The organism is Desulfogranum japonicum DSM 18378, from assembly GCF_000429945.1.
Lineage (GTDB): Bacteria > Desulfobacterota > Desulfobulbia > Desulfobulbales > Desulfobulbaceae > Desulfogranum > Desulfogranum japonicum.
The window spans coordinates 95021-111624 of sequence record NZ_AUCV01000001.1 but is presented as its reverse complement, the minus strand read 5'-3'; the positions used below and the strand labels follow the sequence as shown (position 1 = coordinate 111624).

Sequence of the window (16604 nt, the reverse complement as noted above, 5' to 3'; positions counted from 1 at the left end):
AGTTATTAAACCAATGGGACAGTGGCAGCAAAATCAGTTATCTGTTAAAATACACCGCCTGTAAAACACAGTTGCAGGCAAAGACCACTTGAGATACAACAATGCTTAACTCCTTGTTACAACATAACGATCTCCAGGGAGCATCGATATACAATGAAAAAAAACATACTCATTACCGGCGCGACCTCCGGATTTGGCCAAGCGTGCGCTGAACGCTTTGCCCGAGAGGGTTGGAAACTGATTATCACTGGTCGCAGATGTGAACGTCTGCAGAATTTCAGTCAGCAACATCCTGAAGTACCAATATATGAGGCCCAACTCGATGTACGCGATCAACATCAGGTGGAAGAGTTTGTCAAGAATCTGCCCGATGAGTTCCGTAACATTGATGTACTCTTCAATAATGCCGGTCTGGCTCTAGGCCTTGAAAAAGCCCACGAATGCAACATAGAAGACTGGGAAACCATGGTAGATACCAATATTAAGGGACTACTCTATCTGACACGGTGCGTTCTTCCCCACATGGTTGAACGAAATAGCGGACACATTATCAATATGGGATCCATTGCCGGAAATTATCCATACCCTGGAGGCAACACCTACGGTGCAACCAAAGCCTTTGTCAAACAATTTTCCCGCAACCTGCTGACAGATCTTGTGCACACACAAGTACGTGTAACCAATATCGAACCCGGACTGGCTGAAAGCGAATTCTCCATTGTCCGTTTCCATGGCAACGTGGAACAGGCCGATGATGTATACAAAGGAACAAAGCCCATCACGCCTGCAGATATTGCCGAATGCGTTTTTTGGGCAGCATCAATGCCTTCACACATCAACATTAATACCATTGAGCTGATGCCCACCTGTCAAAGCTGTGGCCCATTAGCCATTCACAGAACATAATATCAAATTCCCATGAAACGCGCTGTTATAACCGGGATGGGCATTGTATCATCCCTCGGAAATACTGTACGGGAAGTGCAAACCTCCCTCGAAACCTCCAAAAGCGGTATTGCTTATCACCCGCAGTACCAGGAGATCGGGCTGCGATCCCAGGTAGGTGCATTTACCACCATAGATGTAAAAAAACTGATCGATAAAAAGCAGCTCCGATTCATGGGCAACGCTGCCGCCTATGCAGCCATTGCCATGAAACAGGCCATCGACCATGCAGGATTGAGCACTGAAGAGGTGAGCGATCCTCGAACCGGCCTGATAATCGGCTCAGGAGGAACTTCAGCCGAAAATGTCGTTGCTACGGCTGACATTATGCGAAAAAAAGGTCTGAAACGACTCAGCCCCTTCATGGTTCCAAGAACTATGAGTTCCACGGTTTCCGCCTGCTTGACCAATGCCTTCCATATTAAGGGGTTATGCTATTCCATTTCGTCTGCATGTGCTACAGGTGCACATTGTATAGGAGCGGCATTGGAACAGATCCAACTCGGCAAACAGGATATAATTTTTGCCGGAGGTTCGGACGAGGAACATTGGACACAGACCGCAATGTTTGATTCCATGGGCGCTCTTTCCACAAAATTTAACCATTCCCCACAAACGGCTTCCCGCCCTTATGATCTCAACAGGGATGGTTTTGTTGTTGCCAATGGCGCCGGCATCGTAGTGGTCGAAGAACTGGAAAGGGCCAGAAAACGGGGAGCAAACATTTTAGGGGAAATTATAGGCTATGGTGCCACTGCCGATGGCTATGAAATGGTTACCCCTTCTGGAGAAGGAGCTGTACGCTGCATTCGCATGGCTTTAGCCATGACGGACAAAAGCGTTGACTATATCAATGCTCACGGCACATCCACTCCCATTGGAGATATGGTTGAACTACAGGCAATCAGTGAAGTGTTTGGAAAAAACACTCCGCCTATAAGCTCAACCAAAGCGCTGTCCGGACACAGCCTAGGGGCTGCCGGTGTTCATGAGGCGATATACAGTCTGATTATGCTCCAGAATGGTTTCGCCTGTGGCTCTGCTAACATCGAAGAGCTTGATCCAGAGGCAGGCAACGCTAATATTCTGCTCGAAAATCAAGACATGCAACTGAACACTGTCATGAGTAACAGCTATGGTTTCGGGGGCACCAACGCATGTCTGATTTTTTCCAAAATGGCATGAGAAAAAATCTCGTAACCACTTGCAGGGGACATGGTTTGGATTGACAATCTCCCTGTATTGGTAACGGTTCTTGTCACCAAAAGTAAGGATGTCAGTCAAGTTCGGGTAAGCGCAGGCATAGAATTGATATCGGAGTCTGTGCTTACCGTCGAGCATAAATTCATGAACCGCCACCAACCAGTACAACCATTCACATTTCAACTATAAACCAGATACTCAAGAGGCTGCATTTTCATCAATACGCCGCATGCCTTCCATGATCAACCCCATAAATCCGCGTATGACCGGGAGTTCCTTTTCCTGCTCCGATATACCGGAGGTAAAGGTGAAAGTTCCATCTGTTTTGCTGAGAATGTCAAAAAATGCTTCCTTACCTTGCTTAATGCCATAGGTAACTTTCAGGAGTTCACCTTCATAAAAGACAACTTCTGCTTTTCCACCTTCAAGAATCAGATCGACCCGCCCTGTCTTTGCACTGGAATTAATCAACTGAAACAGCTCAACAGTATGAATATCAGACAGCCTGCCTGTCATTCCGGAACTGATGTTGCCTGCTTTCATAGTATTTGCCTGGGCACGTTCGACGAGCAGCCTGTAGAAAAAGACCTGAAGAACAGGAAACTTGTTGAGAATATGTTTGAAATCCTTACTGGACAGGCTGGCAAGCTTTGTCTTTTCTTTTGAATACACACTCGTGGTAACAGGCTCCCCTGAAAGCAGGCTCATTTCGCCAAAGATACCGCCCACACCTATTTCCGAAAGAACCACATTATCCTCGCCAATTATGGCGACTTTCCCCTCAACGATAATATAAAGGCTTGTTCCGGGGTCACCCTTTTTAAGAATAACCTTGTTGCCCTTATAGGACTGCAGTTTTAGCAAAGCAGAGAGATCCCGCAAGCTGTCTTCATCCAGTGGCTCAAATATCTCAAGCCCTCTGAGGATATTAAAAAACTGATCAACATGCCGCATGCGTTCCCGTAATTCAGCTGCTGCCAGCAGCTTCATCTGAACAGTTGAAAACTCACGCTCCTTTTTAAACTCAAAACGAATAAGCCCGGAACACCCGCCGCAGTCAAACTTTGTCCGCTGTACCCCCTGTGGCGAAAAACGTTCATAGGTCTGGCGCGTTGAAACAATTTTTATGAGCTCGCCAGCCAGCTTCAAGCAGGTTGGCTTGGCTTCAGGAACTGTCACCCCCATGCCCTCAACCTTAAACTCTTCACCAACATTATAAATCGGACATGAGCGCTCTTCTGTAATTATAAAAATAGCATCACGAAATTCTTTAGTGCCAGTTCCACTGCCTATCATAAAGGATCTACTCCGATATTCCATCTGATGCTGGCAGCCCCGAATGGTGCAGCCAGCCGAAGTTGCCAAAAGTTAAAAATTCTAGCGGCAAACGTCTTACAAAAATGTTCATCAGTCACTGCGGACAAAAAGAAGGTAAATGATAAACCCTAATACTCCGGCCCCACCAAACAACACCGGTAATATTCTTTGTATGTTTAGCTGATCTCCTACGACCAGGGTCTGCATATATTCAGTGCCAGTGAAATACCATACCCCCATGAGCAGAGAGAGGATGATGAGATCTCTCCAGGCAAGCTTATATAGCATGTACCCCACAAGAGCCACAAATGGTACAAGAAACCAGGGATTTGTAAACAGACCTGCCGCATCTACCTCTTTAATCTGTTCAACAACCTGAATTTTCTCCAAAAAAGGACCAACCGCCTCTCCGATGGGTGCGAAGATTCCTTTTACAAAATCAAGAATGTCTGCAAACATATGTTATACCTACCTATTAATAAAAGATTTTCTTGTGCCATTATAACTCCACAACCGACGGTAAGCAAAAAACTTCTTGTGAAAAACTCTTTCTCCCCCAGGCTCACTCTTCATATACAAAATGCGTAGAGCTGCCCCAAGGCAATATGTATACATTTCTGTATTACACTTTTCGCACAACAAACAATTATGTAAGCACGAAATCGGCCGCTTTTCAAACCACACCAAAGCTTTCTCTGTAATTATACCCTTAAATTTCAGAACCTTAAGAAAAATAGCTCAAGAAAAAAACATTCTGGCACAAGACATGCTAAGATTAAAACAAACGGTACAACACCAGGTACCGGGCTAACACGAACCAAAAAGAGTAAACTCCATAGCAGTACAATTCTTACCGGCAGCGCGAGTCTCCCTCCTCCACGAACTGCCAAACAAGCCTCCTCCAACAGCTACCCTGCCCTCCTCCTCTCTGCAGGGTAGCTCCCCCCTCACCCCTTGCGCAGAGTTTGGTTTCCGGGTAAAAAAAGAAAACATCGCAACCGCCTCAGGCCCGATGCGCCATACCACAAACACAAAACTGACCAGAAAGGACACCCGCCTAAACAATGCTACTTTTCATAACCTAACGTAAAATACACGAAACCACACAAGCAATAACACTCCGGCCAGACCACTTCCGGACGAACACCAATCAACAAATACCCCCTTTTACCTGTACATATGGGAATACTAGATCAAAAATCTGTCTTTTCGGCTATGCTGCAAAACGGTCCGTTTGCCACCATTGAAAACACCCCACCGGTTGGCCCTTTTTCCAAAGAGGCTAAATCATGGCTCCGTGCTTTCCAAAACGACCAACTGCTCAAAACCAAATATCGAGCAGTCCGACATCAGATTTTCGACCTCCTGGACATAAACAGTTTCAGCGAAACGTCAGCTCTTCTCCAAGACCAGGGACTCAAAAAACAAGCCATTGTCCGCTCACACATTCTACTGAGCAACATGTTCGGCATAGCTGGTCACGATTCAGAAATATCTCGCCGCCTAAAAGACTACGCAAGAACAGCTGATGATGTCATCCAGTCCCTTCGCTCAAAAGTGTTATCACCATACAGCGCTCACCTGGAAACAACCAACGAGATTGAATCGGCAACCGAACCGGTCACCCTGCTTCTCTACTTATTCGACGATCGCTTTCACAAGAAGGCAAGATTTGAAGCTAAGCGTAAATTAGCCCTCATGGGTCTTGCCGGCTCAATAGACCAGCGGGAACGAGAAACAAAGATCACAGAGAAATTTTCCGACTTCATCGATTTCCTCAACATGTATGTATGGAGCCCAACTTTGAAAATCGGAGATATGGACATAGCGTATCTTCACTCCAGGCACGCCACCGAAGATTTCAGCTGCACAAGCGTATCAATCATCACCCCTGGACAGGCCGAGCAAACCACTCTCAGAAGCGGCGAAAAACTTACGCTTATAAAACGCAGGCTTTTCCAGGATAGAGGCAAAGAAATCCCTATCTACGTCACTATACGCAAAAAACCTCCTGAGGCGAAAGTCATCAAACTTTTAAGAAAAAATGAAAAGAACCCTGCAGCAGCCGTAGACGACGAACTGGGCCTCATGGCCGTACTCAACTCCGTCACGGATGTAAAAAGATTTCTCAGACACCTCACCAGGTGCGCGGCCAAAGCCGACTCATTCATGACACTTGAAGACATTTCCGACACCCTGACCGGAGGAGCATACACCAGCACAGCAACAGGGAGCTCAGCAAACACCCCCATGCTCAAATTTTTCGCAAGACTTGGAGGCATGCGGGTCGAGTTCATCATACACACAAACAGATCCTATCTCAATTACATGTACCAACGCGATGTAGCACACGACGAATACGAAGTGAAGCGCATCTTTGATACAGGGGTCGCCGCCTTTCTTTTTCCTGCAGATATTTACCATCTCAACCTTGACCATATACGAGAAAAACAGCTCCAACGCTTCAGAGCACGCATTGAGGAAAACTGAAATACAATAAAATCAGAGAGATAAGATAAAAAGACGCCGCTACGTGACCAGCCAGCGCCCGCTGAGCTGGTCACCCCCACTCCTGCTTATTTACAATTTTGTAGAAAATTATACATTTTAGCAGCTTCAGCAAACCACTCACACCGCCGGAACTCTCCGCATTTACGGACGTAACCCCTGAAACTCACCCATGCTTCTGTAGCTCTGTTAATACAAACACCCCCTGGCAATCGTATTTTTATCACAAAATTGTTATATACAAGGTTTCTTCACTACATTTTTGAACATTTTTCTTCATCTCTTCAAACCAATTCTCCTGCCAAACGTTTTCATCTTATTGAGATCACGCGATTTGTAACAATGAAACAATTTTGGCATCTGTTTTGCTTTTTACACTACATTATTTGACATTTTTTACTTTTTACAACTCAGCACACATGTGCTGGCATCACTCATCAGGAGGAACGAAGCGTGGAATCTTACAACACATCTCACCGAAAAAAAGTCATGGGTGGCGCTGCGGTACTGGCAGTACTCACCCTGGCGTTGCCTGCTTTTGCCGAAGAAGCAGCCACTGTAGAAGGCGTTGCCGGTAACCTGGTCCAGTTGGCCTACTCTGTCGATACCTTTTATTTTCTTATGTCCGGAGCCCTTGTCATGTGGATGGCGGCAGGGTTCGCCATGCTGGAAGCAGGACTTGTACGTGGTAAAAATACGGTTGAGATTCTCACAAAAAATATCGCCCTCTATGCAGTTGCCTGTATCATGTACCTCATCTGCGGATACAATATCATGTATGGTGACGCTATCAGCAGTATTATTCCAGGGATCAGCTTTTTCCTGGGACCGGATAACGGGGTAGATGAAGTGCTGAAATCCGGCGGTGAAATCTATTATTCCAACCTCAGTGACTTTTTCTTTCAGGTTGTTTTTGTTGCCACAGCCATGAGTGTTGTATCAGGGGCTGTTGCTGAACGTATGAAACTTTGGGCATTCCTGCTGTTTGCAGTTGTTATGACCGGGTTCATTTATCCAGTGGAAGGATACTGGAAATGGGGCGGCGGTTTCCTTGATCAGCTCGGATTCTACGATTTTGCTGGTTCAGGTGTCGTGCATCTTACCGGTGCTGCTGCAGCCCTTGCCGGTGTTTTACTTCTTGGTGCGAGAAAAGGTAAATATACAGATGGTCGTGTAAACGCTATCCCCGGTTGTAACCTGCCGCTGGCAACTCTTGGTACCTTTATCCTCTGGCTTGGCTGGTTCGGTTTTAACGGCGGATCAGAATTGAAAGTCTCCAACATTGAAGAAGCAAACGCAGTTGCCATGGTATTTGTCAACACCAACACCGCTGCAGCCGGCGGCCTAGTTGCAGCAATGCTGCTGTCCCGTTTCTGGTTCGGTAAAGCTGACCTCACCATGGCTCTTAACGGTGCCCTAGCCGGCCTGGTGGCAATTACAGCTGACCCGTTATCACCAACACCTGGCATTGCTACCTTGATAGGTGTTGTCGGCGGCCTGCTTGTAGTTCCATCCATTGTCTTTATTGACAAACTGAAAATCGACGATCCGGTTGGTGCCACCTCTGTACATGGGGTATGTGGCTTCTGGGGTTTGATTGCCGTTGTTATCAGCAACGACGGAGAAAAAATATCTCTTCTCCATCAGCTGACCGGCGCAGCCTGTATCTTTGCCTGGGTTTTTGCCACCTCCTTTGTTGTCTGGCTGGTTATAAAGGTTACCATGGGCATCAGAGTCAGCGAAGAGGAAGAGCTTGAAGGTGTGGACATTTCCGAATGCGGCCTTGAAGCATATCCTGAATTCACCCAGAAATAATAATCACAGGAGGGATCTAAGGTGAAAAAAATAGAAGCCATCATCAAGCCATTTAAGCTCGATGAAGTGAAAGAAGCGCTCAATGAAATTGGCGTTGCAGGAATGACAGTTACCGAAGTCAAGGGTTACGGACGCCAGAAAGGACATAAAGAAGTCTACCGTGGCGCGGAATATAAAGTTGACTTTAACCCAAAAACAAAGATTGAGTTGGTACTTGCCGATGAGCTGATTGAAAAGGCTGTGACAGTCATTCGCGATGCAGCTCTGACCGGTAAAATCGGGGACGGTAAAATATTCATCATACCAGTAGAAGATATTCTCAGGGTCCGAACAGGAGAAAGGGGAAACGAAGCGATCTAACACGCAAGTGACATCCCGCAAACACCCAAAGGGGGCTGGAACTTCCAGCCCCCTTTTTTATTTCCCCAATTCCTTTCGGGCTTCCACCCGCCTGCGAAGCTGGTTACAGTTTACCTCAGCAATCTGCAGCTCCCGGCGCAGTCGCTCTGCCTCAAGGCCTGTGGTCTTCTCTAGAAGATCACGTAATCGATGCACTTCTTTCTGTGCTTTGTACAATTCAACAGCAATTAAACGTATGGACACTGTTATCCCCTTTTTGATAAAGCGAACAAAAAACGTAACGGCTCACAGTCCATCTGATCTTTCCGCGATCAGTCTGGCTTTGTGACCAAATACGCGACACCAGCCTGCTGACGAAAATCTCAGACACCCTGTAATCAGTTACACATACGGAAGACTTTCAAGTTTACCCGTCTCCCTTGTGAGCAGTTACCCGAAAAACTTGCTAAGGTTATCAACACGCTGTTTTCACATTGGATCTTTTGTATTTACAGGAAAGTTGGGCTACACTTGCATTAACAAGATCAAAAAGATACAACATAATATATCAATGGTCATCTTTTCTTCATGGATAGCCTCCCAGGACCGGCCATGCGACAACGCTTTCCCATATCACATATTATGCCCCTTTCCATTGGCCATAGATTTGCCTTGGCCGTCTTTTTTTTCAGCCTGCTTGCCGGCCTGCTCATCTCAAGCCTTTTTATCACATACAGGTTGACCTGTACCCAAAAGAATGTTCAGGCAACCATGGAAAAAATTCTTCTTAGCGTTGAACCCTCTCTGCTCACAGCCCTCCATGAACATGATGAAGAAGCCGTTTCTACAATAGCCAGAGGCATGCTTACCGTCCCGGCAATTGAAGCCATCAACATAACCCTTAAAGATGGACATACCATCTCCCACGGAGCTATCGTTTCCAAGCAACTTTTACAGCATACTACGCAACTTGCTCTGCCCCGTGATCAAGAGAGCAACGATTCGGGTACTATTCGTATTACCGCAGGACTTGACTCCACCATCGAGGATCTCAAAATAACAGGTATGCAGATAGGTGCCGCTATCATCGTGCTGGCCATTACAGGTGGCGGCTTCTGCTACTTCCTTTTTTACCTCATGATAGGTCGGCACCTCCAGGCCATCGCTGCTATTTCCAATAATCTTGACCGGGAGACACTCCATCACCCCATACAGCTGAGCAGATTCCGCAAGACTACAGGTAACGATGAATTTGACCAAATCGTCAATGCACTGAACAAGCTGCGCCGTTCCCTATCAGAATATCTCAGTCACATTGAAGCCAAAAACAACGAGCTGGAGACCATTGTCAGCACCAGCACAGATTCTATTATCCGCTTTGATAGAAATGGACGCCGTATTTACTCCAACGATGCAGCCTGCCGTAGATTGGGCAAAGCCCGTGATCAAATCCTCGGAAAAACCTATCTGGAACTAGGTTTTCCACCGGCGGTAGCAGAAAAACTGGATCTGACCATAAAAAAGGTGCTGACTTCTAACGAGCCGAAACAACTCAGCATTGAGCTTGATCTTCAGGGTAAAGGAATGCGCTCCTATGAAATATTCTTCACACCTGAACGCGGCCCTGACAACAGCGTGCAAAGTGTTATTGCAATATCCAGAGATACAACAGAACGTTCCAGACAGGAATCTCTTCTGCGGATGGTTTTCGACCACATCCCCATGCTCATAACCATAAGTGAATTGGACAACGGCCACTATGTGGATGTCAACCAGGCATTCATTACTTCCATTGGATTCAGTAGAGAGCAAGCCATAGGGAAATCCCCCGTAGACCTTGGCATCCTGCCGACGGCAACCATCGCCTCGCTCAACACAAAACTCAGAAATAACGACACGATAGAACATCTTGAACTTAGGCTTACCAGGGCAGACGGAGGAGAAGTGCCCTGTGTATATTACGGCCAGGTAATTGAGCTGGGCGGCAGCGAAAAACTCTTTTCCTTCATACAGGACATCTCCCAACAGGAACGAATGCTCCATGAACAGGTTCTGCTTGAAAAACAGCTACACCAGGCCATGAAAATGGAAGCCATCGGCACTCTGGCAGGAGGAATAGCACATGATTTTAATAATATTCTGGCTGCCATTCTGGGATTCAGCGAAATCATACGAGAACAGGCCTCCCAGGACGAGCATATTCAAAAGGATATTGACCAGGTGATAAAGGCGGGAAACCGGGCCGTTGACCTGGTTCAACAGATACTTGCCTTCAGTAGACAGGACGAAGAAGCTCAGCATCCAATGGACATCAAGCCCCTGGTCAAGGAAGTTGGTAAATTGCTTAAGTCGACCCTTCCGACCACGATTGATCTGTCGGTATATATTGCAAAAACCTGTTCACTGATTATTGCAGACCCGACAAAAATCCACCAGGCCATCATGAGCCTTTGCACAAATGCACGCCAGGCATGTAGCAACGGCCAGGGAGCCATTTCAATTTCAGTTGAAGACACCCTGATTTCAGAACCTTTGCATTCAGTTGACGGCAAGGTTCTGAAGCCAGGTACCTATGTGATGTTGACGGTCAGTGACACAGGCATCGGCATGGCCCAGGAAATACAGCGACAAGTCTTTGATCCGTTTTTCACCACCAAAGCCTCTATGCAGGGAACAGGCCTGGGACTCGCCGTCACGCTTGGTATTGTAAACAAACTCGGCGGGGCAATAACAGTACAGAGTCATCCGGGTACGGGGAGTATCTTTCGACTCTATTTTCCGATAATGCAAGCCAAACAACAACCAAGCGGTGGTCCGGAAAATGATATTGAGGGAAACGAACACATCCTGCTGGTTGACGATGAACAGGCACTGGCAAGCATCATTAAACGAAGCCTCTCCACATTTGGCTACAATGTCACGGCCTTTTCTTCCAGCCGGGAAAGCCTGGAATATTTCAAATCCCATGCCGATGAAATTGATGTGGTCGTCACAGACATGACAATGCCTGAACTCACAGGAGTTGATATAGCCAAAGAGATGCTGCAGCTAAAAGCTGACCTACCGATCATACTCTGTACAGGATATAGTGAAGTTATAGATGAACAGACTGCAAAAAGCATCGGAATTCAGGCGTATGTCGTTAAACCATTTGTAGGCAAGCAGCTGGCAAAGGTGATTCGGGAAGTGCTGGCACATTGATGCAACGCAACAATTGAAAAGCAGGGGCAAACACTCAGGGTTTGGCACTTGAGCCGGAACATATAGCACGCACATGCTCGTCAGGATTACTCAGACATTTGACAAGCTGTTTTTCTTCCTGCTTGGTGTAGGCAGCACCAAACTCTTTCATGGATCGTACACTCCTTTTCCAGGCCCATGAGCCTTTGCCTTTTTCCAGCATGGGACATAATTTTTGGGTAAAATGACACCCACTGCATTTATTTGCGACCAGAGAACTACATTCCGAGGCCAATGAATCAAGGGACCAAGAAAACAGAAAAACTACGCCCAAAAAGATCCGCAGATACGAGCTCATGCATTCTCCTCCGATTACATAATCTATTATTTCCGTGCCCCTTAGCCCTCTTTCTTCGCAGTTACGGCGTAACCAAACTGCACCAACTCTTCAACCACCGCTGGAAGCACTTTTTCCATGGCAGCAGTGATTTCTTCAGTCAACCCGATTTCAACCTCCAATTGTTTGGGAACAACACCAAACAACACCAGAGTTTCAGGAAAATCATCTGTCAATTGGGCCGCGGCAAGTACATCGGAAATTCCCAACTGATGTGGAGTCAGGGAGGATAAAAAAGCCTTGGGGACGTCTTCTCCCTCGATACGGACAACCGTGCCTGGTTTCATCTCGCTCTGCATGGCATCTATGAGGATAACCTGATTACGATTTTCAATCAAAGAGAGCAGTTCAAAACCCGCTGTTCCACCATCGACACATTCCACGTCCTCTGGGAAATCATACCGCTTCAATAATTCTTCCACTGCCTTGCAACCAACGCCCTCGTCACCCAAGAGCAGGTTACCAATTCCTAAGACTATTGCTGCCACAGTCTGTTCTCCTCTTTCAGCGATTAAAAAATGGGTACCTGAACATGTGCCAAAAGTAGGACAGACCAGTTACAGATTCCACCTTGTTTTTCTGCACTGCCACCAGGCAACGCTTCCTGACCTATAAGAACTATCAACCGGCCATGCAACTTTTTTTACAGCATGCGCTGGGCACAGCCATGATGTCGGGACCGAATAAAAGCGTGTAGTGATAATCAATAACAGGTTATATGTGAATTAATTTTTAGATCTCTGCTGACAACCGTTTATAATGGTTTTAGTTTATCATATCTGGGGGGCGAACCAAACTCTGCCCTTATCCTGACGCACCGTATATGCCTGTTCTGTTCAGCTACATAAAACAGCTGAAAAACAGTACGCTGGCATGAACTATCAACAACGATACTGGTGAGGAGGCGTACATGAGTTCATATTACACTGATCCTGATCCTGCTGAAACAAGGGATTGGATAGAGTCACTAGAAGGTGTTATCCGCCACGAAGGAGAGGAAAAAACTGATTACCTGCTTCGTGTCCTTACGGAAAAAGCCAGAGAAAAAGGCATTTCAACTTCACCAGGCATTCTTACCCCATACTGTAACACCATTCCCCCTGAAAAAGAGGAAAAAATACCTGAAGATTCCTTTATTGCCCGTAACGTGGCTGCGTATGTGCGCTGGAATGCCATGGCCATGGTAGCCAGAGCCAATAAGGACGGCAAAGGACTGGGTGGACATATTGCCACCTACACCTCTGTCTCTGCCATCTACGAAGTGGGGTTCAACTGGTTTTTCCGCGGCCCTGAAGCGCCAGACGGACCAGATATGATCTACTTTCAGGGACACAGCTCCCCTGGAGTTTATGCCAGGGCGTTTGTAGAAGGCAGACTGACAGAGGAGCAGCTGGACAATTTCCGCCAGGAAGTTGGCGGCAATGGTCTGTCTTCATATCCACACCCCTGGCTGATGCCTACGTTCTGGCAATTCCCAACGGTCTCAATGGGTCTTGGCCCAATGGCTGCCATCTATCAGGCAAGATTCATGAAATACATGGACAGCCGGGACATGAAAAAAGCTGGAAATCGCAAGGTCTGGGTTTTCATGGGAGACGGTGAATCAGACGAGCCCGAATCCCTGGGAGCACTCTCCCTGGCGGCCCGTGAACAACTGGACAACCTCATCTTTGTTGTCAACTGCAACCTGCAACGGCTTGATGGCCCGGTTCGCGGAAATGGCAAGATCGTTCAAGAACTGGAAGGCAAGTTCAGGGGTGCAGGCTGGCATGTGATCAAGGTATTGTGGGGAAGTGAATGGGACCCCATTCTCCAACGCGACAAAGAGGGTTTGCTGCTGAAAAAATTTGAATCCATGGTAGATGGCGATTTTCAGACTATCCGAGCCCGTGGCCCCGCCTATCTGCGTGAAAAAGTTTTTGGTGACGACCCGAAACTGTTACAGCTCATTGAAGGTATGGATGACAGTGAGCTTTGGCAGATGACCCGAGGTGGGCATGATCCCCGCAAAGTATATGCTGCCTTTGCAGCAGCTACGAAGCACCGCGGAAAACCAGTGGTTATACTGGTAAAAACCATAAAGGGATTTGGTATGGGCCAGGCTGGTGAATCGGTCATGGTGGCCCATAATGTGAAAAAAATGGATACCGAATCACTGAAAATTTTCCGTGATCGATTCCATGTGCCTCTGAAAGACGAGCAACTTGCCAGCCTCCCCTTTATCAAGCCAGAAAAGGGCAGCCACGAAGAACAATTTTTAACCAGGCAACGCAAAGCTCTTGGTGGACCGGTGCCTTTCCGGAGCACAACCCATATCCCCCTGGACACGCCTGACCTTACTGCCTTCAAAGCACTCCTGGAGTCTTCCGGAGAACGGCAATTCAGCACCACCATGGCTTTTGTCCGTCTCCTTGGCACCCTGGTAAGAGATAAAAGCATTGGCAAACATGTTGTACCCATTATTCCAGATGAGGCTCGAACCTTTGGTATGGAAGGGTTATTCAGGCAGCTTGGCATCTATGCGCCAACCGGGCAACTGTATGAACCCCAGGATTCAGAAACCGTAGCATGGTATCGCGAAGACCCTCAAGGCCAGATCCTTGAAGAGGGCATTACCGAGGCCGGGTCCATCTCATCATGGCTTGCCGCTGCAACAGCCCATGCAAATTACGGGGTTCCGATGATCCCCTTTTATACATTTTATTCCATGTTCGGTTTCCAGAGAATTGGAGATCAATTATGGGCTGCCGGCGACAGCAGGGCAAAGGGCTTTCTCCTTGGAGCCACATCCGGACGAACCACATTGAACGGAGAAGGGCTGCAGCATCAGGATGGACATGGCCTGCTGCTCGCCTCCACCATCCCCACGTGCCTTGCCTATGATCCCACCTTTGCCTTTGAAGTTGCGGTACTTATCCAAAAAGGGATGGATCGCATGTTCAAAGAGGGTGAAGATGTATACTACTATATCACCCTGTTGAATGAAAATTATACCCATCCTGATATGCCAGAAGGAATTGAGGAAAACATACACCGAGGTATGTATCTGTATCGCCAGGGGGAACCTGGAGAACTACGGGTACAGCTCATGGGAAGTGGAGCTATTTTTCGCGAGGTGATTGCTGCGGCTGATCTCCTGGCCAGTGATTTTGGGGTACAGGCAGATATCTGGTCCATTCTCGGGGTTAATCAACTCCATCGTGATGCAATGGAGACAGAGCGCTGGAACAGGCTGCATCCGGAAGAAGCATCCCGTGTTCCTTTCATGACCCGTAAGTTGCAGGATTTTGCAGGCCCTGCAATTATAAGCACAGATTATCTGCAGGCGTATCCGGAACAGATACGCCGCCTGATTCCCAACCCCTTGACAATACTGGGTGCCGATGGATTCGGTCGCAGTGATAGCCGCAAAACCCTGCGTGACTTTTTCGGTATTGACCGCTACCATATCACGGTTGCAGCCTTGAAAGCACTTGCCGACCAAAAGACTATATCCCCCAAGAAGGTCAGTGAAGCATTACATACATATGGCATGGATACAAATTCAATGCATCCCCTTAACCGTTGAAAGGAGTAAACGATGGCTCTCGAACAGGTTAAAGTCCCCGATTTCGGGGACGTGCAGGAAATCGCAGTTATTGAGATTTTGGTCAAACCCGGGCAAAACATTGAGCAGGAAGCCTCCCTGATTTCCCTAGAAAGCGAAAAAGCTGTCATGGATATCCCTTCCCCTGTGAGCGGAACGGTTAAACAAATATATCTGCACGAAGGAGATGTGGTTAAAAGTGGCGACCTGATCGCTGACATTCAATCTACACAAGATACATCTCAGGAGGAAACATCAGAGACCGCACCCCAAAAGGAACAGGAACAGCTGAGTAAGCCCGAGGAACCAGATCAGCAGACAACAGCCCCCCCTTCCCCTGAAGAAAAACCGCTCTCTTCTCCAGATAGGCCTCAGGAATTAGATGGCACCTATCATGCCACGCCCTCTGTTCGTGCCTATGCCCGCGAACTGGGCATTGAACTTGGACAGGTACAGGGAACAGGCCCAAAAGGACGTATTCGCAAAGAAGACGTACAACTCCTGGTGAAAAATACCCTGGCAGCACACAAGAGTGGTGCAACAGCGGGCATTCCCCCTGTAACTCTAGAAGATTTTTCAGTTTATGGTCCAACGGAAGATCTAAGCCTGGGACGAATCCAAAAAATATCCGGCCCCCACCTGCATAAGAGCTGGCTGAATATTCCCCATGTTACCCATTTTGAAGAGAGTGATATCACGGAGCTTGAAGAATTTCGTCAATCTCTCAACACACAGGCCAAGCAGACAGGTACTCGTTACAGTCCTCTGGTTATGATCATCAAAGCCGTGGTTGCAGCGCTGCAGCAATTTCCTCTGTTCAACAGCTCACTGGTACCTGGCGAAAAAATTATTCTAAAAAAATATTACAATATCGGTATAGCAGTGGACACACCTAACGGCTTGGTGGTACCTGTGATCAAAAATGCCGATCAAAAAGGTCTGAAAGCATTGGCAATGGAACTGGGTGAGCTGAGTACAAATGCACGGGAGGGCAAACTGACCATACAGGATCTTCAGGGAGCATCGTTTACAATCTCCAGCCTCGGAGGCATAGGAGGTACAGCCTTTACCCCCATTGTTACCGCTCCGCAGGCAGCTATTCTGGGAGTATCAAAAAGTGCAATACGTCCGGTGTGGGATGGCGAAGCCTTCATTCCCAGACGAATACTGCCGTTCAGCGTATCCTATGATCATCGAATCATTGACGGTGCTGAGGCAGCCAGGTTCTGTGTTGCCCTTGCTGATTGTATTTCTGATTTACGAAAAACACTGATATAGTCTGTATTTTAACAGCATATCCTGGGACAAAGGCTG

The 16604-nt window shown here is 47.3% G+C and carries 13 protein-coding genes; 8 read left to right on the top strand and 5 right to left on the bottom strand.

What is annotated here, in order from left to right; all coding sequences use genetic code 11:
- Nucleotides 1-153: 153 nt before the first annotated feature.
- The gene (locus G493_RS0100480) at nt 154-906 is read left to right on the top strand and encodes an SDR family oxidoreductase (RefSeq protein ID WP_028578786.1); all 753 of its coding nucleotides are present in this window, start codon (nt 154-156) and stop codon (nt 904-906) included.
- A 12-nt stretch (nt 907-918) separates the two neighbouring features.
- Nucleotides 919-2130 (top strand): beta-ketoacyl-ACP synthase I, encoded by a 1212-nt coding sequence (gene fabB, locus G493_RS0100475; protein ID WP_028578785.1) that lies wholly within the window; start codon nt 919-921, stop codon nt 2128-2130.
- A 216-nt stretch (nt 2131-2346) separates the two neighbouring features.
- On the opposite strand, the gene G493_RS0100465 is transcribed toward fabB, so the two are convergent.
- Nucleotides 2347-3444 (bottom strand): cyclic nucleotide-binding domain-containing protein, encoded by a 1098-nt coding sequence (locus G493_RS0100465; RefSeq protein ID WP_028578784.1) that lies wholly within the window; start codon nt 3442-3444, stop codon nt 2347-2349.
- A 111-nt stretch (nt 3445-3555) separates the two neighbouring features.
- A complete protein-coding gene (locus tag G493_RS0100460; RefSeq protein WP_051308900.1) occupies nt 3556-3924 on the bottom strand; it encodes a hypothetical protein in 369 nt (122 codons plus the stop codon).
- A 720-nt stretch (nt 3925-4644) separates the two neighbouring features.
- Here G493_RS0100460 and G493_RS0100455 point away from each other — a divergent pair.
- The 3 genes from G493_RS0100455 to G493_RS0100445 all read left to right on the top strand — a co-directional run bounded on the left by G493_RS0100455 (nt 4645) and on the right by G493_RS0100445 (nt 8148).
- The gene (locus G493_RS0100455) at nt 4645-5955 is read left to right on the top strand and encodes a hypothetical protein (RefSeq protein WP_028578782.1); all 1311 of its coding nucleotides are present in this window, start codon (nt 4645-4647) and stop codon (nt 5953-5955) included.
- Between the two features lie 507 nt (nt 5956-6462).
- Nucleotides 6463-7788 carry an ammonium transporter gene (locus tag G493_RS0100450; RefSeq protein ID WP_084813376.1) on the top strand — a complete coding sequence of 442 codons (1326 nt, stop codon included), beginning with the start codon at nt 6463-6465 and terminating at the stop codon, nt 7786-7788.
- A gap of 21 nt (nt 7789-7809) precedes the next feature.
- A complete protein-coding gene (locus G493_RS0100445) occupies nt 7810-8148 on the top strand; it encodes a P-II family nitrogen regulator (RefSeq protein WP_028578780.1) in 339 nt (112 codons plus the stop codon).
- 57 nt (nt 8149-8205) lie between these two features.
- On the opposite strand, the gene G493_RS0100440 is transcribed toward G493_RS0100445, so the two are convergent.
- Nucleotides 8206-8391 carry a hypothetical protein gene (locus G493_RS0100440; protein WP_028578779.1) on the bottom strand — a complete coding sequence of 62 codons (186 nt, stop codon included), beginning with the start codon at nt 8389-8391 and terminating at the stop codon, nt 8206-8208.
- A 348-nt stretch (nt 8392-8739) separates the two neighbouring features.
- Here G493_RS0100440 and G493_RS31640 point away from each other — a divergent pair, with 348 nt between their 5' ends.
- Nucleotides 8740-11328 carry a hybrid sensor histidine kinase/response regulator gene (locus G493_RS31640; RefSeq protein ID WP_161629769.1) on the top strand — a complete coding sequence of 863 codons (2589 nt, stop codon included), beginning with the start codon at nt 8740-8742 and terminating at the stop codon, nt 11326-11328.
- 34 nt (nt 11329-11362) lie between these two features.
- Here the strand turns inward: G493_RS31640 and G493_RS0100430 are convergent, their stop codons facing one another.
- Nucleotides 11363-11665, bottom strand: a complete 303-nt coding sequence (locus G493_RS0100430) for a hypothetical protein (RefSeq protein ID WP_028578777.1) — start codon at nt 11663-11665, stop codon at nt 11363-11365.
- Nucleotides 11666-11706: 41 nt separating this feature from the next.
- Nucleotides 11707-12192 carry a HyaD/HybD family hydrogenase maturation endopeptidase gene (locus G493_RS0100425; protein WP_028578776.1) on the bottom strand — a complete coding sequence of 162 codons (486 nt, stop codon included), beginning with the start codon at nt 12190-12192 and terminating at the stop codon, nt 11707-11709.
- A 422-nt stretch (nt 12193-12614) separates the two neighbouring features.
- Here G493_RS0100425 and aceE point away from each other — a divergent pair, with 422 nt between their 5' ends.
- Both aceE and G493_RS0100415 read left to right on the top strand, forming a co-directional pair.
- A complete protein-coding gene (gene aceE, locus G493_RS0100420; protein WP_028578775.1) occupies nt 12615-15272 on the top strand; it encodes a pyruvate dehydrogenase (acetyl-transferring), homodimeric type in 2658 nt (885 codons plus the stop codon).
- A gap of 12 nt (nt 15273-15284) precedes the next feature.
- Nucleotides 15285-16568 carry a 2-oxo acid dehydrogenase subunit E2 gene (locus tag G493_RS0100415; RefSeq protein ID WP_028578774.1) on the top strand — a complete coding sequence of 428 codons (1284 nt, stop codon included), beginning with the start codon at nt 15285-15287 and terminating at the stop codon, nt 16566-16568.
- Nucleotides 16569-16604 lie beyond the last annotated feature (36 nt).